This is a genomic window from Flavobacterium caeni (assembly GCF_900101895.1).
GTDB lineage: Bacteria > Bacteroidota > Bacteroidia > Flavobacteriales > Flavobacteriaceae > Flavobacterium > Flavobacterium caeni.
Window position 1 is genome coordinate 1 of sequence record NZ_FMVF01000014.1, and the last position, 25,779, is coordinate 25,779.

At 47.0% G+C, this 25,779-nt stretch carries 25 protein-coding genes and 1 rRNA gene; 9 read left to right on the top strand and 17 right to left on the bottom strand.

The features are described 5' to 3' along the window. Positions 1-234: 234 nt before the first annotated feature. A 5S ribosomal RNA gene (gene rrf, locus BLP55_RS12915) occupies positions 235-344 on the top strand. Positions 345-658: 314 nt separating this feature from the next. On the opposite strand, the gene BLP55_RS12920 is transcribed toward rrf, so the two are convergent. The 5 genes from BLP55_RS12920 to BLP55_RS12940 form a co-directional block, all read right to left on the bottom strand. Then, positions 659-2,386, bottom strand: a complete 1,728-nt coding sequence (locus BLP55_RS12920; RefSeq protein WP_091145017.1) for a T9SS type A sorting domain-containing protein — start codon at positions 2,384-2,386, stop codon at positions 659-661. Between the two features lie 12 nt (positions 2,387-2,398). Continuing rightward, on the bottom strand, positions 2,399-4,117 hold the full coding sequence (locus tag BLP55_RS12925; protein ID WP_091145021.1) for a T9SS type A sorting domain-containing protein: 1,719 nt from the start codon (positions 4,115-4,117) through the stop codon (positions 2,399-2,401). 5 nt (positions 4,118-4,122) lie between these two features. Then, positions 4,123-5,820 (bottom strand): T9SS type A sorting domain-containing protein, encoded by a 1,698-nt coding sequence (locus BLP55_RS12930; protein ID WP_091145025.1) that lies wholly within the window; start codon positions 5,818-5,820, stop codon positions 4,123-4,125. Between the two features lie 109 nt (positions 5,821-5,929). Next, a complete protein-coding gene (locus tag BLP55_RS12935; RefSeq protein ID WP_091145029.1) occupies positions 5,930-7,045 on the bottom strand; it encodes a hypothetical protein in 1,116 nt (371 codons plus the stop codon). Between the two features lie 11 nt (positions 7,046-7,056). Further along, entirely contained in the window at positions 7,057-8,574 is a 1,518-nt protein-coding gene (locus BLP55_RS12940) for a T9SS type A sorting domain-containing protein (protein WP_091145033.1), read from the bottom strand. 442 nt (positions 8,575-9,016) lie between these two features. Here BLP55_RS12940 and BLP55_RS12945 point away from each other — a divergent pair, with 442 nt between their 5' ends. Continuing rightward, entirely contained in the window at positions 9,017-9,328 is a 312-nt protein-coding gene (locus BLP55_RS12945; protein WP_091145038.1) for a hypothetical protein, read from the top strand. On the opposite strand, the gene BLP55_RS12950 is transcribed toward BLP55_RS12945, so the two are convergent. Next, positions 9,329-9,763 (bottom strand): DUF4268 domain-containing protein, encoded by a 435-nt coding sequence (locus tag BLP55_RS12950; protein WP_091145042.1) that lies wholly within the window; start codon positions 9,761-9,763, stop codon positions 9,329-9,331. A gap of 112 nt (positions 9,764-9,875) precedes the next feature. Between BLP55_RS12950 and BLP55_RS12955 the strand changes: the two genes are divergently transcribed. After that, positions 9,876-10,514, top strand: a complete 639-nt coding sequence (locus BLP55_RS12955; RefSeq protein ID WP_091145045.1) for an NUDIX hydrolase — start codon at positions 9,876-9,878, stop codon at positions 10,512-10,514. Between the two features lie 40 nt (positions 10,515-10,554). Continuing rightward, positions 10,555-11,361, top strand: a complete 807-nt coding sequence (locus BLP55_RS12960) for a lysophospholipid acyltransferase family protein (RefSeq protein WP_091145049.1) — start codon at positions 10,555-10,557, stop codon at positions 11,359-11,361. Here BLP55_RS12960 and BLP55_RS12965 read toward each other — a convergent pair. Next, entirely contained in the window at positions 11,358-11,987 is a 630-nt protein-coding gene (locus BLP55_RS12965) for a hypothetical protein (RefSeq protein WP_091145055.1), read from the bottom strand. The genes BLP55_RS12960 and BLP55_RS12965 overlap by 4 nt on opposite strands. A gap of 3 nt (positions 11,988-11,990) precedes the next feature. Then, positions 11,991-12,485 (bottom strand): RNA polymerase sigma factor, encoded by a 495-nt coding sequence (locus BLP55_RS12970; protein WP_091145059.1) that lies wholly within the window; start codon positions 12,483-12,485, stop codon positions 11,991-11,993. A 56-nt stretch (positions 12,486-12,541) separates the two neighbouring features. Here BLP55_RS12970 and BLP55_RS12975 point away from each other — a divergent pair, with 56 nt between their 5' ends. Together BLP55_RS12975 and BLP55_RS12980 are read left to right on the top strand one after the other, a co-directional pair. After that, entirely contained in the window at positions 12,542-13,324 is a 783-nt protein-coding gene (locus BLP55_RS12975; RefSeq protein ID WP_139149671.1) for a hypothetical protein, read from the top strand. A 157-nt stretch (positions 13,325-13,481) separates the two neighbouring features. Continuing rightward, a complete protein-coding gene (locus BLP55_RS12980) occupies positions 13,482-14,786 on the top strand; it encodes an NAD(P)/FAD-dependent oxidoreductase (RefSeq protein WP_091145065.1) in 1,305 nt (434 codons plus the stop codon). Positions 14,787-14,789: 3 nt separating this feature from the next. Here the strand turns inward: BLP55_RS12980 and BLP55_RS12985 are convergent, their stop codons facing one another. Next, the gene (locus tag BLP55_RS12985; protein ID WP_091145069.1) at positions 14,790-15,350 is read right to left on the bottom strand and encodes a hypothetical protein; all 561 of its coding nucleotides are present in this window, start codon (positions 15,348-15,350) and stop codon (positions 14,790-14,792) included. A 91-nt stretch (positions 15,351-15,441) separates the two neighbouring features. Next, the gene (locus BLP55_RS12990) at positions 15,442-16,503 is read right to left on the bottom strand and encodes a DUF3810 domain-containing protein (RefSeq protein WP_091145071.1); all 1,062 of its coding nucleotides are present in this window, start codon (positions 16,501-16,503) and stop codon (positions 15,442-15,444) included. 114 nt (positions 16,504-16,617) lie between these two features. Here BLP55_RS12990 and BLP55_RS12995 point away from each other — a divergent pair, with 114 nt between their 5' ends. After that, entirely contained in the window at positions 16,618-16,875 is a 258-nt protein-coding gene (locus BLP55_RS12995) for a (2Fe-2S) ferredoxin domain-containing protein (RefSeq protein ID WP_091145074.1), read from the top strand. Between the two features lie 35 nt (positions 16,876-16,910). Here the strand turns inward: BLP55_RS12995 and BLP55_RS13000 are convergent, their stop codons facing one another. Then, positions 16,911-17,285: a DoxX family protein gene (locus BLP55_RS13000; protein WP_091145077.1), complete on the bottom strand. Its 375-nt coding sequence runs from the start codon at positions 17,283-17,285 to the stop codon at positions 16,911-16,913. A 185-nt stretch (positions 17,286-17,470) separates the two neighbouring features. Here BLP55_RS13000 and BLP55_RS13005 point away from each other — a divergent pair, with 185 nt between their 5' ends. Next, complete coding sequence (locus tag BLP55_RS13005; RefSeq protein WP_091145081.1) at positions 17,471-18,934, top strand: aminoacyl-histidine dipeptidase; 1,464 nt, start codon at positions 17,471-17,473, stop codon at positions 18,932-18,934. A 240-nt stretch (positions 18,935-19,174) separates the two neighbouring features. Here BLP55_RS13005 and BLP55_RS13010 read toward each other — a convergent pair whose 3' ends face one another. The 6 genes from BLP55_RS13010 to BLP55_RS13035 form a co-directional block, all read right to left on the bottom strand. Then, positions 19,175-19,687 (bottom strand): ExbD/TolR family protein, encoded by a 513-nt coding sequence (locus tag BLP55_RS13010; RefSeq protein WP_091145307.1) that lies wholly within the window; start codon positions 19,685-19,687, stop codon positions 19,175-19,177. 189 nt (positions 19,688-19,876) lie between these two features. Continuing rightward, the gene (locus BLP55_RS13015; protein ID WP_091145085.1) at positions 19,877-22,063 is read right to left on the bottom strand and encodes a TonB-dependent siderophore receptor; all 2,187 of its coding nucleotides are present in this window, start codon (positions 22,061-22,063) and stop codon (positions 19,877-19,879) included. A gap of 183 nt (positions 22,064-22,246) precedes the next feature. Continuing rightward, complete coding sequence (locus BLP55_RS13020; RefSeq protein ID WP_091145090.1) at positions 22,247-22,675, bottom strand: VOC family protein; 429 nt, start codon at positions 22,673-22,675, stop codon at positions 22,247-22,249. Between the two features lie 20 nt (positions 22,676-22,695). After that, positions 22,696-23,190: a DUF6265 family protein gene (locus BLP55_RS13025; protein WP_211516831.1), complete on the bottom strand. Its 495-nt coding sequence runs from the start codon at positions 23,188-23,190 to the stop codon at positions 22,696-22,698. A 61-nt stretch (positions 23,191-23,251) separates the two neighbouring features. Beyond that, positions 23,252-24,064, bottom strand: a complete 813-nt coding sequence (locus tag BLP55_RS13030; protein ID WP_091145094.1) for a helix-turn-helix transcriptional regulator — start codon at positions 24,062-24,064, stop codon at positions 23,252-23,254. Beyond that, the gene (locus BLP55_RS13035; RefSeq protein ID WP_091145097.1) at positions 24,064-24,504 is read right to left on the bottom strand and encodes a GNAT family N-acetyltransferase; all 441 of its coding nucleotides are present in this window, start codon (positions 24,502-24,504) and stop codon (positions 24,064-24,066) included. The genes BLP55_RS13030 and BLP55_RS13035 overlap by 1 nt, the downstream gene beginning before the upstream one ends. Positions 24,505-24,606: 102 nt before the next feature. On the opposite strand from BLP55_RS13035, the gene prfA reads away from it, so the two are divergent. After that, positions 24,607-25,683 (top strand): peptide chain release factor 1, encoded by a 1,077-nt coding sequence (gene prfA, locus BLP55_RS13040; protein WP_091145101.1) that lies wholly within the window; start codon positions 24,607-24,609, stop codon positions 25,681-25,683. Positions 25,684-25,779: the final 96 nt, after the last annotated feature.

Consider the following 25,779-nt stretch of genomic DNA (forward strand, 5'->3'; position numbering starts at 1 on the left):
GCTACAGGTGTAAAGGCAGTAATGTCATAGCCGAGTAGTACTAATAACCCGTAAGCTTATGTACGCGCTTCCGGGCCGCAAGGCCCGGAGCAATCTTTCCAGATGTTTTTTCTTTATCCCAGTGTGTCAACAATATTACCGCTCGCGCGGAGTCATAAAGGACAAAAGTCATAAACGTCATAAAGGCAACCGGCCTTGCGACTTTAAGACCTTAAGGCTTTACGACTTAAAACCTAAGGTGGTTATTGCGGCGGGGCTCACCTCTTCCCATCCCGAACAGAGAAGTTAAGCCCGCCTGCGCAGATGGTACTGCAATCCTGTGGGAGAGTATGTCGCCGCCTTTCTTTTGAAAACCCTGTCTGAAAAGACGGGGTTTCTTGTTTTTGAAGGCAGTGCAGTCGCGCTTCGCGCTCGTGCCGCCGCCTTTCTTTAGTGAAACCCTCCATCTTCCGATGGGGGGGTTCTTGTTTTTGGCAGACGCTGCGCTCGGGCCGCAGTTTTTTGTTTTGGGGTTAACCCTTTAGGTTGGCATGGTAAGGGTCGAACTTCGAACTTGAAACCTTGCCTCTGCCGGAGATAACATTCTTTACGTGAAGACCAAACGTCCAAGCCCAAAAATAAAGGTATTGTCGTTAAATGGCCGCTGTGTGCGGTTCCTTTATTTTTTAATGAACTTTATCGTATTTTCTTTTCCCGAGCCGGTCTTGGCCTTTAAAATGTACTCGCCTGCCGGCAAATTACCGACATTTAGCCCGGCAATGTGCTTTTTTGAGGTCGATTGCAGTCTTCCTGTCATGTCAAACACCTCAATGTCTGTCAACGGTTCGGAAAAATACAGGGTTTCCGATACGGGATTCGGGTAAAGTTCCACTTTGGACGGCTTTTCCTTTTGCTCTGCGACAGACAAATTATTCTCTATCTTGAACAAGCCGTCTTGGGCCGTGTTGACAAGCAAATAGTCATTGTCTGTCTTGAAAATACCGGTGACTTCCACGTTATTTTCCTGTATGCTCCTGCCGCCGGCATTGAAGTTATTTAGCTGCGGATCGATGTAAAGTTCCGTACCGTTGTAGGTGTAAATCGCGTTTTCGACCTCACTGTAGAAAACAAGGTTGCCTTGCCATTCGGTGGCGAATTTTACGTCATAATTACCTACTTCTGATGAAGTATAAATGAGCTCCGGTGTGGAATTTATTGAAGTCATTTTATAAACTTTTGCAGTATAATTGCCCCCCATTCCTGTTTGGTTATCTACAGTAGAAAAATAGGTTGTATTACCTACTTGTACAAATGAATTTCCTGTACTTGCAGGTTGAAAGCTATTCCAGTTGGAATAAGTTTGAAAATAAGCCAAAAAGCCCCATTGAGAAATTGTAGGCATATAATTTATTTCTACTGCGGTGTTTATACCGTTGGTTTTGTACCATTTATAAGAGTACGTAGCTGTTTCGACATCATAGTGATAGGTGTAAAAAATTGCGCCGTCATTTAATACGATGTAATCTTGTAAAGAGTAATCAGACAAATTCAAAATGTTGAAATTTCTGTCTAATACGTCATCTGCATTAAACGAAATTATTTTTCCGCCATAGCCGGAGTTATAAACTAAACGGTTGTTGATTACAATTGGTTTTCCTTTCGGATAAAATCCTTGTGGTAGGATAAAAGCACCATACTCATCTTCAGGTAAAACAGGTACAATTGGAAACGGTGCATCATTAAGGTTATAAAACGCCCACACCGTTTCATAATTATCATAACCAATAATATCATCGCCCGGCATTCTGACGCTCATAAACAGCCCGCCACTATACGCATAGGAATTGGCTACGTCAAAAGCCATCGGATAAGGTTGATAGTAGATCGCATTGTCAGATAAGTCTATCCAGCCATTGTATGCATAATTATCATTACCGCCGTTGCCAAAATAAAGTCTGTCATTTACTAATTGAACACCACCCAAACTTTGTATCTCACCTGGGTCGAATATATCTATCACATTGGCTTGTGTGTTGATTTTTACAATGATTTGGTTGCCCACAAAGATTGAAAAGTAAACCGTATTGCCATAAAATTGTGGATTGAAAGCAGGATTTAATGGGCCATTATTGATTACAGGTGCCCAATATCCATTTTCAAAATATGGTTTCGCGCTGTCGGTGACACTCATTTGCGTTACAGCATTTGTCGCAATATTGATTTTGTAATACTGATAGTCATAGCCTTGTGTTTCAAGGTCATCAATATTTTGCCTTACAAACAAATTCCCCTGATACTGAAACAAAGGCGTGAAAGTCCCGAAACTTTCGTCGGTAACAGGTTCAAGCTGGGCATAGCCAAGCGTTCCGCATAAAGCGATGAGCAGGGAAAGTAATTTTGTTTTCATCGGTGTTGTTTTTTAATGTTTAACAAATTTTTCAATAAATTTTCCCCCTTTCTCTGCTTCTGCTTTTAAAATATAATTCCCTGCTGATAAATCAGAAATCTCAATTTTTTCGTGTGTTCCGGTAAAGGATTTTATAGTTCTTCCCATAAGGTCGTAGATTGTAATGTTTTTTAATTCTTTAGAAAAAAAGAGGGTTTCATTGGCAGGATTGGGATAAACCTGTAATTGGATAAGTTCGGTCTCTGTAGTAGATAACGATTCTTGTATGCTAAATACACCCAAGTTTGTAAAAATAAAAATATTTGTTTCGGTTGGCAAAATACCGCTGATGGAATATTGCGGCTGGTCTGCCATTCTGCAACCTTCGCAATTTAAATTATTTAGCTGCGGGTCGGCAATTAGTTCTGTGCCGTCGTATCGGTAAATTAATCCGTCTTCTATGTTTAGGAAAATCAAATTTCCCTGCCATTCTGCAGCAAAAATAATGCTTGCTCTTGTATCCAAATAGGAAGCGTTATAAGTATGGATTAGTTCCGGTGCAGAATTAATTGAACTCATTTTCCATAATTTACATTCTATTGCTTCTCGGTCTATGGTGCTGAAATAGGTTGTGTTTCCGATTGTTACAAATGCGTTGCCGACACCGCCGGAAGCATTTCCGTAAGCAGGCGATATAAAACCATTGGTGTCTGAATAGGTTTTGAACCAATAGTTTAGGTAAAAATCTTGCGCATTGGTATTGGCGTCGGGCATATTGTTGATTTCAACCGCAGTATTAATGCCGTCTGTTTTATACCATTTGTGGCTGTATCCCGTTTCGCTGTTGTACATTCTGTGCAGAAAAATAACACCGTCGTTCAAAACAATATAATCAAAACCTTGATGCGTTGTACTGTCGAAACTAAGTAAATTCAGGTTGTTATAATCGAAATTGCTTACATCAACAGAAATTATTCGGTTTGGATTGGCTTCTTGATAGCCGGCAATATAAAGTAGTTTGTTGTTTACAAAAATCGGTTTCTTCAAATAACTGAATGAATCAATGATTTGAATTTCGGCAGAAGTCAAATCTATATCATCAACTACGCCAAAATTTGTCCCGAAATCAGTATTCACTTTCGTCAAACGCTTGTAAGTATTGCCTGTTTGGGAATCTACCCAATCAATCGGAAGTATCATTTCATCATTTACGTTATAGGCAAGTTGCCCGCTGAACCAATTTGACGGCTGGTCGTTCCACGATACGTCGCCTGTTGTAAAATCCTTGAACCGATAAAGACTTGAATAAAATAATCTGTGTGAGAAAACGTGTCCGTAACCACGCCCCAAACCGTCTATTGTAAGCGTATTGTTTTGAGTGTCAAGTTTTAAGTTGTCGTAATCTACTGCAAAATTGTTAAGATAAACTTCATTGTTGTAGTAATTCGGCGACAAACCGCCTGAACGCATATAGCAATCTGTGCCACAATATGTAATCAACTGCCAAACAGAATAATTGAACGAACCTAATTCACCGCTTAGTTGAATTTGCGTAACATCATTCGTGGTGGGATTAATCTTGTAAAATCCATATTGTCCGCCGGAAGATGCAAGTGCGTACAAATTTCCCTGATACTGAAATTTCGGGACAATAGAACCCGCGTCTAAATTCCCGTCTGTTATCGGGTCAAGTTGGGCGTTGCCCGTTATTCCGCATAAAGCGAAAAGAATAGATAATAATTTTGTTTTCATTGTTGTTATTTTTTAATGAACTTTATCGTATTTTCTTTTCCAGAGCCGGCCTTGGCCTTTAAAATGTACTCGCCTGCCGGCAAATTGCCGACATTTAGCTCGGTAATGTGCTTTTTTGAGGCCGATTGCAATCTCCCTGTCATGTCAAACACCTCAATATCTGTCAATGATTCGGAAAAATACAGGGTTTCCGATACGGGATTCGGGTAAAGTTCCACTTTGGACGGCTTTTCCTTTTGCTCTGCGACAGACAAATTATTCTCTATCTTGAACAAGCCGTCTTGGGCCGTGTTGACAAGCAAATAGTCATTGTCTGTCTTGAAAATACCGGTGACTTCCACGTTATTTTCCTGTATGCTCCTGCCGCCGGCATTGAAGTTATTTAGCTGCGGATCGATGTAAAGTTCCGAGCCGTTGTAGGTGTAAATTACGTTTTCTTGACGATTATAGAAAATCAAATTTCCTTGCCATTCGGTGGCGAATTGAGCTAATCCACCAACATAATCAGGACCACCGGTATTTGTGCCAGTAAAACTATGAATCAATTCAGGAGTAGAATTGATGGAAGTAATTTTGTATATTTTTGCAGTACAATTCCCTCCACATCCTGTGTCATTGGTTAAAAAATAAGTTGAATTTCCAATTTTTACAAATGAATTCCAAGTACCATAAAGGCTAAAGTTATTCCATTCAGAATACGTTTGAAAACCGTTGCCGTTACCCAAACCATAATTCAAAAAATATTGTCCCTCACTTTCTGGGATAAAGTTTATTATTTCTGTAGCATTGTCTATGCCGTTAGTTTTATACCATTTAGATGAGTAAGTTTGTGTTTCAGTATCCAGGTGAAGGGCAGAAAAAATTACACCGTCGTGTAATAATAGATAATCATGAGTGAAATATCCAAGCGAAGCGGGCGTTTCCCATACATTGAAATTTCGTTCTAACACGTCATTTACACTAAACGAAAATATACCGCTACCGCCGGCATAGAGCAAACGGTTATTTACAAACAACGGCTTACCTTTCGGGGAAATGCCACTCGGTATTTGCCATTGACCTGCTTCGTTCTCCGGTAAAACAGGCACAATTGGGAACGGTGCATCATTAAGGTTATAAAACGCCCACACCGTTTCATAATTATCATAACCAATAATATCATCGCCTGGCATTCTGACGCTCATAAACAGCCCGCCACTATACGCATAGGAATTGGCTACGTCAAAAGCCATCGGATAAGATTGAGGTATTATAGTGTTGTCAGACAGGTCTATCCAACCACTTGAATAATTATCGTTGCCGCCGTTGCCAAAGTAAAGTCTATCGTTGCACAACTGAATAGCAAGAGGTAAATAATCTGTGTCGATTATATCCACAACATTGGTCTGTGTGTTCAGTTTTGCAATGCGCTGACCACCTGCCAAAGAATACACGGCATTTCCGTAAAACTGCGGATTTACACCGCTAAATCCATAAGGCAATGCATTTTCGGTAAATGACAATTGCGTTATAACATCAGTAGCAATGTTGATTTTGTAGTATTGATGGTTGCCACTTGCATTTGGTTGCACTACATATAAATTCCCCTGATACTGAAACAAAGGCGTGAAAGTCCCGAAACTCCCGTCGGTAACAGGTTCAAGCTGGGCGTAGCCAAGCGTTCCGCATAAAGCGATGAGCAGGGAAAGTAATTTTGTTTTCATTGTTGTTATTTTTTAATGAACTTTATCGTATTTTCTTTTCCAGAGCCGGCCTTGGCCTTTAAAATGTACTCGCCTGCCGGCAAATTGCCTATATCCGGACTTACGATAACTATTTTTTTCTAACGTACAGTTGTGTTAAACCAACGCCATAAGGTTCACTTTTTGAACCAACTTTTGCGAGTGAACCCGCGGCCGGGTTTAATTCCCAAATTGTCATATTGTAACTACTATATGAGCCTGTAAAAACTCGGTTATCTGAAATAGAAATCTTCGTCATTTCTTCGTAATTATTTTCAGGGAAAGAAAAATAAATTGGCGTTCCGTTTTTCCAAATGGTTTTTGTTGAATTATTGCTTTCATCTATATCTGTCCCCACTATATATAAATCTGTCCCTGAAATATCAAAATCAAAAAAGACAGACCTGACTCCTTCGTATGTTATTGGAAATTCTACTCCATTTTTGAAAATCTTTGATTGATAGCGCAAACCTCCTACACTGAAGCCTGTCATGAAATAAACATCGCCATTTTCTGTAACTTTTAGTTTTGATTTGGCAAAAACGGCGGGGTCCTGACCATAGGTGACCTGTATGAAATTTCCATTTTTCCAATAACCGCATTGGGTTGTAAAAGAACTTCCCCCGTTACTTTGCCAGCCTCCTACATAAACATCTGTTCCAACGACACACAAGTCAAAAGTCCATGGGTTTGCTGTACTCCAATTGCCATTATAGGGGCCAATTAATTCATATTGCATTACTCCGTTCTTCCAAAGCTTTGGGGCTACCGGTTGCCCTGTTACTTCAGACATGTGCATTGAAAGATAATATACATCACTTCCTTTTACGGCAACATATCTTACAGCTGTTCCCTCCCCGGTATCGCTATACAAAATAGTATTATTTTTCAACACGCATCCGCCAAAATTCAAATAATGATCATTACCTGAATATACTGTTCTAAATCGAGCTTCGGCGCCTTGATAAATATCATTTCCGGATACTGCAAAACCGTATAAATCTGTTACAGGTAATCCGGTATCATATAGTTCTTCGGCGTTGCACAAAGTCACAAAATCTTTCCAAAAGTAGTTGCTTGAGCTTGCAAAATATTCAAAACCAGGATTTTGATTTGTATTGTCGCCGTTGCTGTTATTTTCATCACTGCTGCAAGAATACATTACGCCTAAAAAGACAAATACGACCAAGAGTTTTTCGGTTCTCATAATTTTTATTCTTACAATTTAACGAACTTCACATTGAACCGTTCTCCCGCTTCCGTTTCGCCTTTTACGATATAATTCCCTTTCGATAAACCGGCAATATCGACGTGGCCGTTGGTTCCCGCATAAGATTTTATCACTCTTCCGGTAGCGTCATAGATCGTGATCCCGTTTAGAGGCTCGGAAAAATAAAGCGTTCCATGGGCGGGGTTCGGGTAGGCCGCCGGCTTTTTGACGGCCTCCTCCTTAACCGATAATATCGATTCGAGGTTCAGCCGTGACAGCGTTACCGCGCCTACGGCGAGCGATCCCTCATGTCTTCCTGCCGAGGCCGCTCCGGTCTGCCCCATGATATAGAGCTTGCCGTTCTCATAATCTACCGCCGACGCCACCGCCAGCGTGTAGGACGACAAGCCTGTGGGTACCGATGTGATTCCCGAAGTGCCGAATGTAGTGTCCACGCTTCCGTCCGCGTTGAGCCGGGCAACGGTGATGTTGGCCATCGCCGACGACGATTGTTCCCTGGTCCTTCCCGCGGCGATGATCTTGACGCCGTTTCCGTAATCATGCGGAGTCAGGCTCAATACATTGCCGTAATAGGCATCCGGGATTTCGATAAGGGCCGTGCCGCCGGTCCCAAAACCGGAATCGCTATTGCCTGCAATGTTGTGCTTCCTGACGGTCATTTGCTCGGAAGCGCCGGACCATGACGAACCGTAGGAATAGGAAGTATTGTTCATCGCGTCGAACAGATATCCGGGGAGGGTGCTGCTTGCGGAAGAAGGGGAAAACGACCAGTCGCGAACGCCGCCTGTGGAGAACTTCGCCACAGCGGTTTGGTAGTTTGAAGGATAGTATCCGGAAACATAAATATTGCCGTCATCATCAGACTGGATCGAACTTGGGATTATGGTATTGCCGGCGTTGAAATAGAAATTAACGGGGTTACCGCCGTTAAAAGACGTGTCGGGCGTACCGTTCGTGTTCATCCTGTATATTTTTCCGCCGGCGCTGTCGAAATAGCCGCCATCGCTGCGGCATACGATGATCTTGTAGTTTGCCCAATCGTAGTTTACATAGGCAAGGCGAAAGGCGGGAAAGTCATGGTAGGTATAGATCCCGTTGTTCCCAAAACCGGCGGCAAACGATCCGTCGTTCAATATCCGGGCTATTGCGCCGGTTTTGGAGGATGCCACCAGGTAACCGTACAATGAAGGCCCGCCATTGTCGAAAATGCAGAATGATGCCGGCGTTTCATCGTCGTTCCCGAAATCGATCTCCTTGATCCCGTCTTCGTCAAAAGTCGTGTCGAGCGAGCCGTCGGCATTGAAGCGCACCAGGATCGGAATGCCGTTCTCGTTTTTCCCCAAGGCCACCGCCTTGTTGTAGTAGTCGACTTTCATGTCGACGAATTCCGCAAAAACGGAATGTTCCATGACCCCGTTGTTTCCAAAGGAGCCGTCCAAAGTGCCGTCTTGCGCGTTTGCGAGAAATGCAGACGCCGCCAGAAAAAGGGTAATTGTTTTTTTCATATCAGGGTTTTAAAATGAGTCGAATCCCGGTTGCCGATCATGAGAAAGCAAGTACCAAAGCTAGCAGGCTTGTTCGAATAAAGATTAGGGGTTTTCCTGTTTTTCAAAAGTATTTTCCCTAGCATCCGAGATCCGTTTTTATGTTTTGACCGGTTCGGGATGGTTCAGGTTGTTACTTTTAACAAGTCCAAACGTAATAAAAAAAAATGACAAATTTAACAGGCGGGCACTTTTTATATCCTTGTCATACCTGTTTTTAGCGCATGGCCGGCCGGTGTAGTCAAAGAAACGCAGGAAATCCTAGCGCGAGGTCAGTTCGAGGGCGACCGGCCGTCCGGGGCGAATAGTTCACAACAAAAAGTTAATTTGCGCAAAATCAACGTAAAATAATTATATTTGACTTATCAAAATCATCAATCAATCACATTAAAATTACCCGATTATGAAAAAGTTGTCCCTGTTGCTCGTTGCGCTTGCCTCGGTTACCGTTTATGGAAAAGAAGTTGTTCCCGGGCCTACGATTTGGTACACCATTTCCGAGAAAATACTCAAAGGCAGCCATCAACTGATCGTGTCCGATGCCGAAGCGGCCAAGGCAAAAAAGACCCGAGCCGCAGGCGAACGGAGCGAAGCTAAAACACCAAAAACCAAGGTGCTCAAGGTTTCGACCAAATTCCAACAAAAGGATGAGCTGGTCTTGCCCGATTTCATGACGCCTACGGTAACCAAAAACGTGTGGTTCCTGCCTGAATAATCAATCGATTGCCTTGATATAATCTTCAAACTCGAAATAGAACATTTCGAGTTTTTGCATTTTATCGGCAAAGAAGTCGAATATTTCAGGCCATGTAGCGCGGTTGCCAAGCGTCACATTTTCTTTCTCGATCCATATACGGCTAATGGTTTTGCCGCTTTCCAACGTAAAATCGCGATAGAACACAAGGTCCTGGATATGATCTTCTTCGAGTATCGTTTTAAGCGCTTCGATTTTCTCGAAATAAGCATAACGCAATTCGTCGTTGCGCATCTCGATGTCCAGGAGCACCTGCGCTTTTTTGTTATCGGCCCAGAACTTGAACGAAAAATCCTTGATCTTGGTATCGTACAACAGCCATTTGCGCGGATAGGCCTCGGCAAAGGCAATCCAGAATTCCTGTTTGAGTCGTTGGTTTTCCTGTTTGGAGTACATGGGTCGAAAGTCAAAAGTCAAAATTCGGACGTGCTTGGGTTAAAATTATTCAAACCTCCCTTTTTGCTCGTCGTTTTTCGGCTATATTAGTACTGCAAAAATACGCAACCGTATGAATTTTTCAGATTTTCTGACGCTAATTCCAAAAATCGAAAACGCATGGCTGCCCGGCGAAGAGGCGCACGCCATGATGTCGCCGCCCGAACGCCGCGCCATCATGCAAAACCTGGATCTCAAGGCCAAGAATCCGAAACAGGCTGCGGTGATGATGTTGTTCTATCCGCGCAACGAAAAAACCCACTTGGTGCTGATCATCCGCAATGCCTATCCGGGTGTGCATTCGTCGCAAATCGCTTTTCCGGGCGGGAAAATAGAGCAGGAAGATGCTTCGATTAAGGAAACTGCACTGCGCGAAACCGAAGAAGAAATCGGGATTACCGCCAGCCAGATTACCGTTGTGCGTCAGTTTTCGCAAGTGTACATCCCGCCCAGCAATTTCTTGGTCTATCCTTTTTTCGGATACGCAACGCAAGAACTGATTTTTAATCCCGATCCGAGCGAAGTGGCCGGCATGATCGAAATGCCGCTGGAGCACTTTCTCGACGACGATAACGTCGAAATGATGCAGATGGCCACGTCGTACTCGGCCTCTATTGGCGTGCCGGTTTTTAAGTTCAACCAGCATCGCGTTTGGGGCGCGACGGCCATGATGATGAGCGAGCTTAAAGAAGTTTTAAAATCGGTGTTATAACCCGAAGTTTTCGTATGTTTGCCGTTTGCTTTAAAGAATCATGGGGTTATTCAAACGAAATCCTTTCGGACATATACTTTTTGTCAAACGATGGCTGATCCGCATTTTTGGCGCCATTACGCACCGTCGGTACCACGGCTTCAATGAGCTGCAAATAGACGGTTCCGAGATCATCCGCGCGCTGCCCGACAAAAACGTATTGTTCATTTCGAACCACCAAACCTATTTTGCCGATGTCGTGGCCATGTTCCACGTGTTCAACGCCAGCTTGGCAGGTAGGGAAGACCACATCCGAAACATCGGTTACCTCTGGAAGCCCAAGCTCAACATCTATTATGTCTCGGCCAAGGAAACGATGCAGGCCGGTTTGCTGCCGCGCATTCTCGCTTATGCGGGGGCCATCACCGTAGAGCGTACCTGGCGCGCCAAAGGACAAGACATCAAGCGCGAGTTCAACCCGAACGATACCGAGAACATCGGGGTCGCGCTCAGGGACGGCTGGGTCATCACGTTTCCGCAAGGCACCACGCGGTCGTTCAAGCCGGTGCGAAAAGGCACCGCGCACATTATCAAGCAGCACAAACCCGTGGTCGTACCCATCGTGATCGATGGCTTTCGCCGGTCGTTCGACAAAAAAGGCTTGCGCATGAAAAAGAAAGGCATCCTGCAGTCGTTCATCATCAAGGAACCGCTTGAAATCGACTATGAAAACGACACCATCGAACAAATTGTCGAGAAGGTCGAATACGCCATCGAACAGCATCCGTCATTCCTCAAGGTGATCCCTGTCGAAGAAATCGAAGAGCAGGAAAAGATGAACCAAATGCGTACCTGGGAAAACTACTAAAGCTGGTTTTGCTTGAGTTCGATGTAATTGGCGTACAATTTCTTGAGCAACCTGCCGTACGCAAAGCGGTAAATGAGCCAAACCACCGCAATAAAAAACGCAATGCTCAGCGCAATCAGCGCGACAATCACAAACATCATTTGGTTGCTGTGCGCGATTTTTTCCTTGAGCGCCGCCATGTCTGGGTTGTACAATAGGCCAACTACAAAGCCAATGGCGATGGCCACACCAATCATCGTCAAATTGTACCAGATGTAATATTTCACCGTGCGGTGCGTACGCAAAATGCTGCGCATGAGGTGCGTGGTCGAATCCGATACCGAAATCTTCCTGTAGTTACGGTAAAACAGTACGATGAACGTAAAAATGATGGCGTAGTTCACATAGTCGTAAACCTTAAAAAACGTTGCGATGCCTTGGTGCGACATGTTGTCGTAAATGTCCGAATTGGTGCAATAGCTCAGCGTAGCCCAAACCAAAAATTCGAGTATGCTCACCACCAAGATCCACTTGACGATAGACGACGAACGCTTGTGCGTCATCGCGTTGATCTCGCTCTCGGAAACCTGCTGGAACGAATGCTCGCTCTTTTTCCAGTCCTTTTTCAGTAAATCCAGCTCTTCCATAGGTTAAGGATTTAGTATTTTTTTCAATTTGGTCTTGATTCGGTTCATTTTCACACGCGCATTGACCTCGGTGATGCCCAACGTCTGCGAAATCTCTTCATAGTCCTTGTCTTCCAGGTACATGAACACCAGCGCCTTCTCGATGTCGTTGAGTTGATGGACGGCTTGGTACATGAGCTTTATTTGTTCCTCTTCCTCGTAATTGTAATCTTCCTGACGGATAAAATAATTCGAAACATCTGTCGACGAAGTCTGCACCATGCGCGTACTCTTTCTATACAGCGTGATCGCCGTATTGAGCGCCACGCGATAAGCCCACGTCGAGAACTTGCTCTCGCCGCGAAATTTCGGATAGGCTTTCCACAACTGTATCGTGATTTCCTGGAACAAATCTTTGTGCGCGTCCTCACCATTGGTATACAGCCTACAAATCTTGTGGATGATGTTCTGGTTTTCGCGCAACTGCTTGACAAAAGCTTGTTCGAGGTCTTGGCTCATGCGGGCATTAGTGTCGGTGGGTGAAATTTTGTTACAAATTAGTGTTTTTTATTTGATTGGGAGCTATTTCCCGCTTTCCGTTGCAATCTTTTTGCAGCGCACTGCGTGGCGCTGCAAAAAGGATTTTCACTGCAATCGGGGCTATGCTGCCGCAGGCTTTCTTTTGCCTTGATGCAAAAGAAACAATCCCGAAGCGTCGGGACAAGGCTCACAAATCCCAGTCTCAAAAACTACCTCGGTTTTCGTTCCGAACCGCTAACCGTTCGTCGCTTGCTGATCGCAGCGATTCAGCTCTACGCAGTTCTGCCACTCAAACCTTCGTTGTTTTTTACGTCTGTTATTTGATGGCCGCTGGCGCTCAAGGAAAGTCTTTATTTTATTTTTGGCTTGCCCGCGGCGCCAAAAATCCGCACGAGGAACATTCGTTCAAAGTTGAGACGAATCGTTTCGCTTACGACGTTCGTCGTAGAATGTCCCTCGCGGGGAAATTCGTTCTAGCTAAGACAAGGTTCCCAGCGCGTTGGACGAACGCGCAAAGCGGAAAAATGAACTTTCCATTTTCGATAGACATTCTTCGTGAGGCAGCGCGCTTTGGTCGTGGCAGGCGGAGGGCCGAGCGTAAAGAAACAGTCCAGTGGACTGTTTTAGCGAAGGTGCCAGGAGGCGCGGTCGCCCGGCTTGAAGCTGGCGTTAAGAAACAAATGGTGTTTGAGCGAAGCGAGTTCATTTGTTTTAGCCGGCGACCCGAGGCTTTAGCCGAACTGAGCGAAGCTAAAGCCAGCAGGTCGCCGAACGACCGCGCGCCAGGCATTTTTGCTACTTTTAGCTCACCAAAATAATATTTGCTTTGGTGTTCGCTGAACCTCGCTAGCTCGGTTTGTTGCCAGACAAAAGTAGGTCCGCGGCAGCGAATAGCGCTGATTTATCAGCGCCCATATTTAATTTGCAACAAGACGAGAAATCCCTAACTTTAGGAAAAGAAAAGCACTCTTCTGCATGAACATCCCAAAATCAAAAAATCCCCGAATCGTTATAATAGGCGGCGGTTTCGCCGGGTTGGCGCTCGCCAGGGCGCTCAAAGACAAGCCGTTCCAGGTGGTGCTTATCGACAAACACAACTACCACACGTTCCAGCCGCTGCTGTATCAGGTGGCCACTGGCGGGCTCGAAGCGGGTTCGATCGCTTATCCGATCCGCAAGGTCATGCACAACCATCGGGATTTTTACTTTCGTTTGGGCATGGTTACCCAACTCGATCCGCAAAACCACAAAATCATCGCCGACATCGGCGAACTCGACTACGAATACCTCGTGCTCGCGACAGGTTCCAAGACCAATTTCTTTGGAAATACCGAAATAGAACGCAACGCGATGGCCATGAAAACCATCCCGCAGTCGCTCAACATCAGGAGTTTGATACTAGAGAATTTCGAACAGGCGTTGCTCATCAAAGACCCAGCAGAACGCGACAGCCTTATGAATTTTTGTCTCGTCGGCGGCGGGCCTACGGGCGTTGAATTGGCCGGTGCGTTGGCCGAAATGAAGAACGCCATCCTGCACAAAGACTATCCCGATCTCGACATTTCGCGCATGCAAATCAACCTGATCCAAAGCGGCGACAGGATTTTGAACACAATGACCCAGCAATCGTCGGCCGCGGCCGAACGCTACCTGACCGATTTGGGTGTCAAGGTCTGCAAAAACATCCGCGTGACGGGCTACGATGGCAAGACCATCACCACCAACTCACCGACCACGTTCGAAACGGCCACCGTCATCTGGACGGCGGGCGTCATGGGCAATACCCCCGATGGGATTCCGGCGGCATCATTTGTCGAAAAAACCGAGCGGTACCGCGTCGATGCATTCAACCAAGTGGCGGGCTACGACAACATTTTCGCCATCGGCGATATCGCGCTCATGGCCACCGAACCATTTCCGCTCGGCCATCCCATGCTGGCCCAGCCCGCCATGCAACAAGGCAAGCTGCTCGCGCAAAATCTCATCAGCCGAAGCAAAGGCCTACCCATGAAACCGTTTGTCTACAACGACAAGGGTTCGATGGCCACCATTGGTCGCAACAAGGCCGTCGTCGATTTGCCTAGAAGGCATTTTCACGGTGTGTTTGCATGGTTTGTCTGGATGTTCGTCCACCTGATTTCGCTCATCGGTTTCAAGAACAAGGCCGTCGTATTTACGAATTGGGCGTACAATTACATCCGCTTTGACCGCGAAGGCAGGCTCATCATCAGGCCGTACAAACGCAAAAGTTTTTATGCGTTCACGAGCGACGAAGTGTAACAGCTATTGCCGTACTGCAATCCTGAACCGTCCGTCGGTCAGCTGGTGATCGGTCGAAATCTGGTCACCGTCTTCGTCAATCAAACGCAGGTTTGTAAAATGGAAGGTACCTTCCAGTACGCCGTTGGGTTGTATTTCGAGCCTTGTAAAATCTACCGCGCCCGTGGTTGTGGAACCCATTTGATATTGACGGCCATCGGACCTGTTGAAAGCGAACGTGCCGGGGTTGAAAACCGTACCCGGCGCGCCGGTATAGGGCGCAAAGTCGTAATGCATTTGGGTGATCGGCGCATCGTCATAAATCGTGAACAACATAAAGCTGTCGTCGGATGCGTTCGAAATGCCGGGCGCGAGATAGTAGCTTCCAGAGGCTTGGCCGTTGGCCGCCGTCGTAATGGTGAGTTGCAGGAGGTTTTCGTCCATGCGGTAGTGCTGGCCGTCAATTTTGAATTCCATAAAGTACTCGCCGGTAGGGTTGCCGGTCATTGGTGTCGTTTCAGTTTCGTCGCTCGAACAGCCGAAAAGCGTGGTGACGATGAGCAAGGGAAGGAATAAATTTTTCATCGGTTTTGTTTTTAAGTTTGTGTAAACCAACGAAAAAAACATAGGGCTTGTCCAATCGATTGATTGAATGCGCCAACCCATTGATTGGACGTTAAATTTTTTCGAGTTTGTAGTAGTTCACCAGCAGGTCGACGAATTTAGAATAGCCTTCCAATCCGTCCTTTTGTCGGTTGAATTTGAGGAAATTGTCGTAGAAAATTTTAAACCCCGTTTCGACAAAGGTTTCATAACCTGCCCAGAACCGTTCGGCTTCTTCGTAATTCTTGATTATGCCGGGGTTGACGGTCGTTTTGAGTTGTTCGAACATTTTTTCGTCGCGCATGGCCAAGCTGCGCAAGCAATATTTGAGCGCATAGGTGTATCCCGAATACTGGATATACAAATCGTCGTTTTTAGTCGAGGCCATGTAACCGATGAAGTTGGCTTCGCTTTCCGACGCATAGCCAATCTGGTGCGCCATTTCGTGCGCGGCCGTGGTCGGGAAATTGAACATAGGCAACCTGTCGTTGACCTGCGATTCGTTGGTGAACGGATTGAGGTAACCCGCAAATCCCATGTAGGTCAGCGGCAGGCTGATCAGCGATTTTTTGTTGCTGGGCTGTTCATATTTGAAGTACGGATGTATTTGGGCAAGGTTGTCGTAGCCATCGAGGTTCATTTCGAATACTTTTTCCTGGCTGTAAGGGAAAACCACTTTGGCCGTATCGCTGGCCACGATTTGCAGGTGCAACGCATTGGTCTTGACAATGAGCCGCTTGGTGAAATGGAGCAGGTCGGCGTTGGTGTATTCGCGTCCGATGTGCATTTTGTCGGACAGTTTCACGCGGTGGTAATTCATCGCCCAAAGCACGTGGAAGCAAAAGTAAAACACCGAGAAAACGGCCAATAAGGTCAGCACGTGATCGCGCCATTGTTGTTTCCAGGTGCCGCGTTTGCGCCAAAACCATCGGACAGCCAAGACAATCAAGGCCAGGTACATGACATCGCCCACCGAAAACGGAATCCATCCCAACAACTTGCGCGAAACCACGCACAAATTTGAATAAAATCGGTTGCTGTAGTATTGCTCGATCCAATCGGGAAAAAGTGAAAGAACCTGGACCACGACGATCTGGACCAGCAGCAGCAACGGGAGAATGTGTTTTTTGCGCATGATCCAAATATAATAACTCTCCCGCGGCATTGTTGATTTCTTTTTCGAAATTTTAACGCGCTTATTTAGAACAAATAAGAATTAGTAAATACCTTTGCGGCGAGTAAGCACACCATGGGAAAAGCCAAAAAATCGGACAAAGTCATCTACCTCTGCGATGGCAAGAAATGTTGCCGTTACAACGACGAGGTCAAGCAATGCTTTAAAGAACTTGTCAAAGAAGCCGGTCTCAAGAAAAATGTTTCGATCGAAAAGATGAAATGCCAGGGCATGTGCAAGCAAGCGCCCGTGATTTGCATCCACAAAAGCGAATGTGTGGGCAAGGTGTCTACCAAGGACGCCAAGAAATTGTTTGAAAAGCACATCGCTTAATCTCCCGACTCCGGTAAATTTCGATTGCGAAAAAATTATCCCTGTACGTTGATTTTTTTGCCATAACGGTAAGACACCATCAGGATGGCCAGGAAAACCAAGGGCATCAGCATGTAACCGGTGTTGCCGTCTACGCAAGCATGGCTGATGAATGCGAAAATCAGCGTGAAGCTAAGCCCAGCGTAACCCCATTCTTTCAGCGTCGATGATACCTGAGGAAGCACAATCGCTACCACGCCCAACACCTTGGCTACAACAAGCGAGTAAGCGAAATAGTCGGGGTATTGCAACGCCTTGGTTCCAAAAGTAGTGTATTCGGGGAAAAAGACCCAGGTGCCGACTGGCATGACGGCCTCCCACAACGCGATGATGGTAGTGGCGGTCCAGAAAATGATTTTGTCTTTTTTCATGATTCGATTTTTTAAGTTAAAAGTTGATTGTCGATTTGTTTTTACAAAGTTCAGCAATCCGGTTCTTACATGGGATGTGCAAATCAGACATTCGAAGGGGGCAAATGCGAAAAGCCGAGGCTTAAGCTTGAGGTTTAAAGCGCAAAGTTCGTAACTTTACGGCTTTAAACTTTAAACCTCGAACTTTGAGCAACGAAATCAGAAACCTCGAACCCAAAGCGCTTTGGAACCAATTTGCCGATTTGAATGCCGTGCCGCGCCCGTCCAAAAAGGAGGAACGCGTCATCGAATTCATGAAAGACTTCGGCAACCGTCTAGGATTGGAAACCTTTGAAGACGAAATCCGCAACGTCATCATCCGCAAACCCGCCACGCCGGGCATGGAAAACCGAAAAATGATTGTCATGCAGGGACACCTCGACATGGTGCACCAAAAAAACAACGACACCGTTTTCGATTTCGACACGCAAGGCATCGACATGTATGTAGACGGCGATTGGGTACGCGCCAAGGGAACCACACTCGGCGCCGACAACGGTTTGGGTGTTGCGACCATCATGGCGATCTTGGAATCGACAAACATTCCGCATCCGGCCATCGAGGCGCTGTTTACGATAGACGAGGAAACCGGTATGACGGGTGCGTTGAATCTGAAAGGCGGTATCCTCAAAGGCGAAATTTTGCTCAATCTCGATACCGAAGAAGACGATGAAATCGACATCGGTTGTGCAGGTGGTGTCGATGTAACGGCTGTCCGAAGCTACCAGGAAGAGGAAACACCCGAGGGTTCGGCGGGCTACACGATCACGGTCAAAGGACTCAGCGGCGGCCATTCGGGCATGGACATCCACAAGGGATTGGGCAACGCCAATAAAATCATGAACCGTTTGTTGTTCGACGGCTTCGAAAACTTCGGACTGCAGATTTCGGAATTGAGCGGCGGCAGTCTGCGCAATGCCATTCCGCGCGAAAGCGTCGCCAAAGTCATCATCGCATCGATGTATGACGAGGCGTATGTGTTCGATATGCAGGAAACCATCAACGACATCAAGGCCGAATTCAAGACCACCGAACCCAATCTGGTCATTGAAATCACCAAATCTGATCTGCCCAAAAAAGTAATGGATCTGGGCGTGCAGGAAGGCGTCATCCGTGCATTGTATGCCGCGCACAATGGCGTATACCGTATGAGTGCCGACATGCCCGATCTGGTAGAAACCTCCAACAACATTGCCCGCGTGGTCATCAAGGACGGAGAGCTCTCTGTTGGTTGCTTGACGCGTTCGTCGGTCGAAAGTTCGAAGTTCGACTTGGCCAATGCGTTGCGTTCGGCCTTTGAACTTACCGGTTGTGAAGTGACGTTTTCGGGTTCTTATCCGGGTTGGACGCCCAACGTCAAGTCGGAAATTCTTGATGTACTGGTGCAAATCTACGAAAAGCAAAACGGCGAAAAGCCGCGCGTAGTGGCCTGTCACGCCGGATTGGAGTGCGGCATCTTGGGCACGAATTACCCCGATATGGACATGATTTCGTTTGGCCCTACAATACACGGTGCACATTCGCCCGACGAGCGTGCAAGCATTTCATCGGCGCAGAAATACTGGAAGTTTGTGTTGGAAATCCTTCAGAACATTCCGCAAAAGAATTAAAAAAAAGCCACCCCAAAGGTGGCTTTTTTAATTGGTGTCGGTGTTGTCCCACACTACAGTTTGTGTGCCGGCAGAATTTTTCGAATCGTTTAAACTTTAACAAAAAGTACAGATTATCTGTAGCCCAATGTCGACTTAATTTGCTAGGGATAAACCCTACGCCCCTTCCCTACAAGGAAAAGATACGATTTTTTCGATACCCGACCTGCATAAAAACTGTACTTTTCAAATCAACCCGATTCAACGCGCGAGCAAGTCGGCCTCGCTTTTTTCGATGTCCACCACCGCATAACGGTCGATGTTCGAAATGGCCATCTCGTCGAGAACGTCGACTACGTTTCCATACTGCGATTTTTCGCCGGGTTTGATCAAAACGATAAGTCCTTTGTTGGGGTCTTTGGAGTAATCGATTGCCTGTTTTTTGCGCACCGTCAGTTCGCGCCGCAAATCCTGGTTGCCGAGCGCAATTTCCTTGGCATCCTTGGTTTGTTGGCCCATGTAACATTTGGCTTTTCCTTGGCCTACCAGTATGGTCATCGTGCGGTTTTCATCTACGGGTTGCGACGGTCCGTCGGCGGGCATCGACAAATGCATCGATTTGGGTTTGCTCAGCGAGGTGGTCAGCATAAAAAACGTAATCAGCAAAAAAGCCAAGTCGACCATTGCGGTCAAATCGACTTTGCTGTTCAACTTGCGGCTTCTGATTTTCTTTGGGGTCGAACCGGCTTGGTTTTCTTGATTGATTTCTGCCATGACGTTTGGTTTTAGGTTGGTTGCAGCCACTTTGGCCGCTTTATTTCTCAACGAAAAACCGGTCATCGATATTGTGTAAATGGTTTTTAACCAAAGGATTGATAAAATACGTTCAAGCAAAACCGTCGTTTCCGGCAAACACCTGAAACGACGGTTCTTTAATTGCGATGCCCTTATGGCAAGGTCTTCTTAGAATTTGTAACGCAACGTGCCAATCAGCTGACGCGGCGCGATAGGGTTGACGCTGTAGTTTTCGTGGACGGTATAATTGAGTACATTCCCAACGTTCGACAACTTGCACAAAAACGATAGTTTTCGCCAGGTATACCCGGCCGAAACATCCACGGTAGTATAGCCTTCCAGCGGAATCGAACGGTCTGGGATGGTTTGCCCGACGGTGTTGTTCCAGCCGCCCAAACGGTCACCTATATAGTTGGCGATCGCGCCACACGAAATGCCCTTAAGAATGCCCGACGGGACGGTGTAAAAAGCACTCAGGTTGGCGGTGTTCACAGGGGTGCGCACCAATCGGTCACCTTCTATAAAGCTACCGGTAATACCCGATGTCTTGGTGTAACGCATGTTGTTGTAGCTATAGCCGGCCATAAGGTTGAGTCCATCGATGGGTTTGGCCGACAAATCGACTTCGATGCCTTTGCTCGTAGTTTCGCCACTCAATACCTTGACAGCCGAATTGGTGTTGATCGTTCCGTCGGCATTGAATTGCGCCATTTGTGCGAGGTTGCTGTTTACGATTTGATACAACGTGACATTGGCTTCGAGCAATCCGCCCCAAAATTCGTTCTTGACACCCACCTCATATTGGTCGATGATCGACGGATCCAGTGTTTCGTTCAAAATGGTCACGCCCGTATTGGGTGTGAACGAGTTGGCGTAGCTCGCATACAACGAAAGACTTTTCAAGGGCTGGTAAACGAGCCCCACTTTTGGCGAAAAAGCCACATCTTTTTGCCATCTTTCGTCGGTAACCGTTCCGGCTACAAGGTCGTGGGTGGTAGGTTGGGATTCTTGCCAAGACCAACGGATACCCGCGAGCACTTTTATTTTCTCGGTCACCGAAATCAAATCCTGTGCATAGGCGCCAAAACGATTCATTTCGGTCTTGACGATTTTGGTGTTGGCGGCATAAGGAATGTCGGTGCGTTGCACGAACAAACTCGGATAAAAAATGTTGATCATGTCGTATACGGCAGGGTCGTATTTGAACGTATAGGTTTGGCTAAAGGCGTACTCAAAATCGACACCGGTAAAGAGTTGGTGCTTGATTTTTCCCGTGTTGAAATTGCCCTGCAAACTCAATTGCTGGCCGGCAATCTGGTCTTCGTTCCTGTTTTTGCCGAGCGGTCTGTTCCAGTCGCCGTTTTCGAGCGGTTGGATGCGTTCGGTTCCTTCAGAGGTGCGCTTGTAATTTTGGAAAGAAGTCGCAAACCCAAGCTTCCAGTTTTCGTTGAATTTGTGGGTAAGCAATCCCGATACCGACGCCTGGCGGGTTTGGCCGTTAGACCACAGTGCCCCCAGGTAGGTATCGCGCCCAATCTCGGCAATATTTCTTCCAACGGCACCGGTTCCAAAATCAGGCGTCCAGTCGTCGTGCAGGTAATCGGCTTGCAAGAGAATTTCGGTTTTGGCGCTCGCCTTGAACAGTACCGAAGGGTTCAAATAGTATCGTTCCCGCGCTACATTGTCCCGGAAACTTTCGCTGTTTTCGTAAGTACCCACAAAACGGTAGGCGATGGCATTGTTCAACGGGCCGTATACATCCACCGTAGGTTTGTACAGCGCATAGCTTCCGGCCTGCATCGCAATCTCGCCACCTGCCACAAACAAAGGCGTTTTGGTGACCATGTTCAAGATACCGCCCGGCGCGACATTGCCGTACAACAGCGCCGAACTTCCCTTGAGGATCTCCACTTTATCGAGCGAAGCCACCTCGGGCATAGAGCCGCTGCTGGTTCTGAAGCCGTTTTTGAACATGTTGTTGGCCGACATGTCATAGCCTCGGGCGTAAAAAGATTCCTGGGCGCCGCCGCGGGCCGAACTGACATAGACACCGTTGGCATTCTTGACCACGTCGCTCAAACGCAGCACCTGCTGTTGTTGTAACGTTTCGGCGCCGATGACTTGGATGCTTTGCGGCAAATCCATTGGTTTGATGCCCGATTTTAAAACCGATAGCGGCTTGGCGGCCTGGACGGTAATGTTAATCGGTTCGAGCAATTGACGTTTGTTTTTTACCGTGTCGTGTACCTGATAAAAGGCTTCGGGCGCATCGTCGAAATTTGAAACGGCGTTTTGCGCATGCCCCGTATGGGCTAAGAATAATAGGGCGGTGGCAATAAAGATTGCATTGTGCATGATGTAGTAGATTAAAAATCGGTGCAAAAGTAGCGGCCGAATTTCAATTCCGCAAGCTTATTTAGAATAAATAAAAATAAATATTGTATTGATTTGATTATCAGTGCGATTGGTTCAAAAAAAAAGACGCATCCAAAAATGCGCCTGTTTTTTCTTTCATGCCAACTTCTGTCGGGCAATTTTTTACTTCTGCTCGTAATCGTAATTGACCATCCAATGCACGCCGAACTGATCGGTGAACATCCCAAAGTAAGCGCCCCAAAAGGTCTTGTCAAGCGGCATCGTGATCTTACCGCCGCTAGAGAGTCCGTTAAAAAGTCTTTGCGCTTCGGCTTCGCTTGCGGTATTGATCGAAATCGAAACGTTCGACCCGAACTGCGCGGTTTGCCCGAACATTTCGTTGGCATCGCTGCCCATGAGCGTCGTGTCGGAACTGATCGGCAACGAAACGTGCATGATCAAATTGCCGACTTCTTCCGGAAGCGTCTGTTCAGACGGCATGTCCTTGAATTTGCCGATGTGAGCGAATTCGCCGCCAAATACCGATTTGTAAAAGTCGAACGCCTCGGCGCAGTTGCCGTTGAACGTAAGATAAGGATTGATTTGTGCCATGATTTTTTTGTTGTTGTTGTTTATTTGTTGTCCTTGAGGCGGCCCAACGGAAAGGTTTCAGACATGGCCTTGCCTTCCTGCGTACCCGAAATTTCAGCCACAATGCTGTCCTGGTTGACCAAACGATAAGTGATTTTTTTCGGGTAATCGTGCGAAGGGTTTTCAAACACCAACTGGTTCGCCGTCCCGCTCGTCATCTTGAACGCCACCGGCAAGTCGCCGTTTTGGCCCGGCACCGTCACGTTGTAAAGTAAATCGCCTTTGACTTCAGACAGCACAATGCTTTCGGCGAACAAGGTGTCTTTCCCTTTGATAAAATAGCTCGCGCCATGGTAGGTGCTGTCGTTGATTTTTTCCCAGTTTTCGCTCAAGTCGCCTTGCGGGGTTTGGTGCCCCCAATTTCCGAGGAACCATTCGGCCTTGTTGATTTGGTGCGCCGGTTCGTCTTTTTGTTTGCCGCACGAGGCCGCCGCAAGGGCAACCATCAACGCACAGCCGTAAATCGTTTGTTTCATGTTGTTATTTTTTGACAAAGAAAAATGCTTTCGCGTCATCGGAATTGTAAAAAAACGACTTTTATTCCAAATTGAAAAATTTAACCATCTCGAGGTTCTCGCTAAAATATTGTTTTGGATTGAGTCCCGTAAAGTCCTTGAAGTCGCGGATGAAATGCGCCTGGTCGTAAAATCCGCCTTCGTGCGCAACGCTGGTGAACGTGCTGAAATCTTTGTCGGCGATCAGCTGCAGCGCCTTGTTGAAACGCACGATACGCGCAAACATTTTTTGGCTCAGGCCAACGGTAGACAGGAATTTCCTTTCCAGATGCCGCTTGCCGGTGTTGTATTTGTCGGCCAGTTCGTCGATCGTGATCAGGCCATCCGATAGCAAGATGTCGTCTACGCAGGCCGCGATGTCGAGCTGGATTTTTTTGGATTGGGCGAGCCTCTCGAGCAAAAAACCTTCGAGGGTTGCGATGCGCATTTGGTTGTCGGGCGCCGACAGTATTTGCTGTTCCAGTTGCTGGCCGCGTGGGCCCCAAATTTCGGACACCGTCATCGAACGGTCGGTGAGCGCGCTGACGTCGAAGTCGATGAAAGGCTGCAAACCGGCGGGCAGGAACCGTGCGGCGAACAATCCAATTTTTCCCGTCGACTCCAGTTCGATGAACCTTTTGATCTGGCCATGTACGATGTTGCGCGGCTGGACAAAACCCACGCCGTCTTCGAATTTGCGCATCGGGTCGCCGTGGTTAAAGATCAGTTCGATGCAACCGTCGGGGAACACGCGTTCGCGCTCGTGCGGCACCAGGTCGTTGTCGTTGTGGAGCGCCCAATGGTACTTGACAAAACGCGCCAATTTTTCCTGCGGTGGATATACTTGATAGTCCATCAGCGATTGAGCGGCAGCGTGAATTTTTTGTGCGTAAACGCAAACCCTTCGCGCTCGTAAAACCGGTGCGCGTGGGTTCGCGAAAGCCGTGAAGTCACTTCGAGTTGCAAGACATTTCGGTTTTTTGCCAGCTCCCTGACCGCATTGACAAGTTGCTTGCCCACGCCCATACCGCGTACCGAATCGGCAACGATCATCTCCTGTATTTCACCGATGCGGCCGCCGTGGTGCATCAAATTTTGGATGTGACAGCCCAGCAATCCTACGGCAACGTTGTCGATGAATGCCAGCAAATAGATGATGTCTGGGTTGGCCAGGTTTCTCAAAAACAACTCGTGTTGTACGGCTTCGTCCATGATTTCATCTTCGAGCAGGTTGATGAAATCATAGACCGATCTAAAATCGGCGGCCGTGGCCAAACGAATCGTGACGGGTATCATGCGGGTGTTTTTAATCCACTCAAAATTAACAAAATTACAGCAACCGTGGTCGTACGGGCATTCAACATTTTTTACTAAATTTGCGCTCCAAAATAGAGCAACATGTTAGACAGATTGCAGATTGTAAAACAGCGCTTCGACGAAATCTCGGACCTGATCATCCAGCCCGAGGTCATCGCCGACCAAAAGCGTTATGTGCAACTCAACAAAGAATACAAAGACCTCAAGGCGTTGTCGGAAAAACGCGACGAATTGGTCAACCTGATGGGCAACATCGACGAGGCCAACGAGATCATCGCCGACGGCAGCGATGCCGAAATGGTCGAAATGGCGCGTATGCAACTCGACGAAGCCAAGGAAAAACTGCCCGCGCTCGAAGAAGAAATCAAATTCATGCTGATTCCCAAGGATCCCGAAGATGCCAAGAACGTGATGGTCGAGGTGCGTGCCGGAACCGGTGGCGACGAGGCGTCGATTTTTGCGGGCGATTTGTACCGCATGTATACCAAATACTGCGAAAACAAGGGCTGGCGTACTTCGGTGGTCGATTTGAGCGAAGGTACTTCGGGCGGTTTCAAGGAAATCATTTTTGAGGTGACGGGCGAAGACGTCTACGGTACACTCAAGTTCGAAGCAGGCGTACACCGCGTGCAACGCGTACCGCAAACCGAAACGCAGGGACGCATCCACACGTCGGCGGCCACGGTCATGGTTTTGCCCGAAGCCGAAGAATTCGACGTGCAGATCGACATGAACGACGTGCGCATCGACTTTTTCTGTTCGTCGGGACCGGGCGGACAATCGGTCAACACCACCAAATCGGCGGTACGGCTTACGCACATCCCAACGGGGCTTGTCGCGCAATGCCAGGACGAAAAATCGCAACACAAGAACAAAGACAAGGCGCTCACCGTATTGCGTTCGCGCTTGTACGAAATGGAGCTCGCCAAAAAGCAGGAAGAGGACGCCAAAAAGCGTTCGTCGCAGGTTTCGTCGGGCGACCGTTCGGCCAAGATACGCACCTACAATTATCCGCAGGGCCGCGTGACCGATCACCGCATCGGGCTTACGCTTTACGATTTGGACGGGGTCATGAACGGCGGCGTGCAAAAACTCATCGACGAACTGCAGTTGGTGAACAACACCGAAAAGCTCAAGGAAGCCAGCGAGGTGTTCTAAAAATACAAATCCAAAAGGCCGCAGATTGCGGCTTTTTTTTTGTTTTTGCGGATTTACGATAGTCGTACATTCGAACCTAAATTTTGCTATTTTTAG

Coding starts and splice junctions, on each gene's coding strand:
- BLP55_RS12920 (WP_091145017.1), bottom strand. CDS start 2,386: ATGAAAACAAAATTACTTTCCCTGCTCATCGCTTTATGCGGAACGCTT.
- BLP55_RS12925 (WP_091145021.1), bottom strand. CDS start 4,117: ATGAAAACAAAATTATTATCTATTCTTTTCGCTTTATGCGGAATAACG.
- BLP55_RS12930 (WP_091145025.1), bottom strand. CDS start 5,820: ATGAAAACAAAATTACTTTCCCTGCTCATCGCTTTATGCGGAACGCTT.
- BLP55_RS12935 (WP_091145029.1), bottom strand. CDS start 7,045: ATGAGAACCGAAAAACTCTTGGTCGTATTTGTCTTTTTAGGCGTAATG.
- BLP55_RS12940 (WP_091145033.1), bottom strand. CDS start 8,574: ATGAAAAAAACAATTACCCTTTTTCTGGCGGCGTCTGCATTTCTCGCA.
- BLP55_RS12945 (WP_091145038.1), top strand. CDS start 9,017: ATGAAAAAGTTGTCCCTGTTGCTCGTTGCGCTTGCCTCGGTTACCGTT.
- BLP55_RS12950 (WP_091145042.1), bottom strand. CDS start 9,763: ATGTACTCCAAACAGGAAAACCAACGACTCAAACAGGAATTCTGGATT.
- BLP55_RS12955 (WP_091145045.1), top strand. CDS start 9,876: ATGAATTTTTCAGATTTTCTGACGCTAATTCCAAAAATCGAAAACGCA.
- BLP55_RS12960 (WP_091145049.1), top strand. CDS start 10,555: ATGGGGTTATTCAAACGAAATCCTTTCGGACATATACTTTTTGTCAAA.
- BLP55_RS12965 (WP_091145055.1), bottom strand. CDS start 11,987: ATGGAAGAGCTGGATTTACTGAAAAAGGACTGGAAAAAGAGCGAGCAT.
- BLP55_RS12970 (WP_091145059.1), bottom strand. CDS start 12,485: ATGAGCCAAGACCTCGAACAAGCTTTTGTCAAGCAGTTGCGCGAAAAC.
- BLP55_RS12980 (WP_091145065.1), top strand. CDS start 13,482: ATGAACATCCCAAAATCAAAAAATCCCCGAATCGTTATAATAGGCGGC.
- BLP55_RS12985 (WP_091145069.1), bottom strand. CDS start 15,350: ATGAAAAATTTATTCCTTCCCTTGCTCATCGTCACCACGCTTTTCGGC.
- BLP55_RS12990 (WP_091145071.1), bottom strand. CDS start 16,503: ATGCGCAAAAAACACATTCTCCCGTTGCTGCTGCTGGTCCAGATCGTC.
- BLP55_RS12995 (WP_091145074.1), top strand. CDS start 16,618: ATGGGAAAAGCCAAAAAATCGGACAAAGTCATCTACCTCTGCGATGGC.
- BLP55_RS13000 (WP_091145077.1), bottom strand. CDS start 17,285: ATGAAAAAAGACAAAATCATTTTCTGGACCGCCACTACCATCATCGCG.
- BLP55_RS13010 (WP_091145307.1), bottom strand. CDS start 19,687: ATGGCAGAAATCAATCAAGAAAACCAAGCCGGTTCGACCCCAAAGAAA.
- BLP55_RS13015 (WP_091145085.1), bottom strand. CDS start 22,063: ATGCACAATGCAATCTTTATTGCCACCGCCCTATTATTCTTAGCCCAT.
- BLP55_RS13020 (WP_091145090.1), bottom strand. CDS start 22,675: ATGGCACAAATCAATCCTTATCTTACGTTCAACGGCAACTGCGCCGAG.
- BLP55_RS13025 (WP_211516831.1), bottom strand. CDS start 23,190: ATGAAACAAACGATTTACGGCTGTGCGTTGATGGTTGCCCTTGCGGCG.
- BLP55_RS13030 (WP_091145094.1), bottom strand. CDS start 24,064: ATGGACTATCAAGTATATCCACCGCAGGAAAAATTGGCGCGTTTTGTC.
- BLP55_RS13035 (WP_091145097.1), bottom strand. CDS start 24,504: ATGATACCCGTCACGATTCGTTTGGCCACGGCCGCCGATTTTAGATCG.
- prfA (WP_091145101.1), top strand. CDS start 24,607: ATGTTAGACAGATTGCAGATTGTAAAACAGCGCTTCGACGAAATCTCG.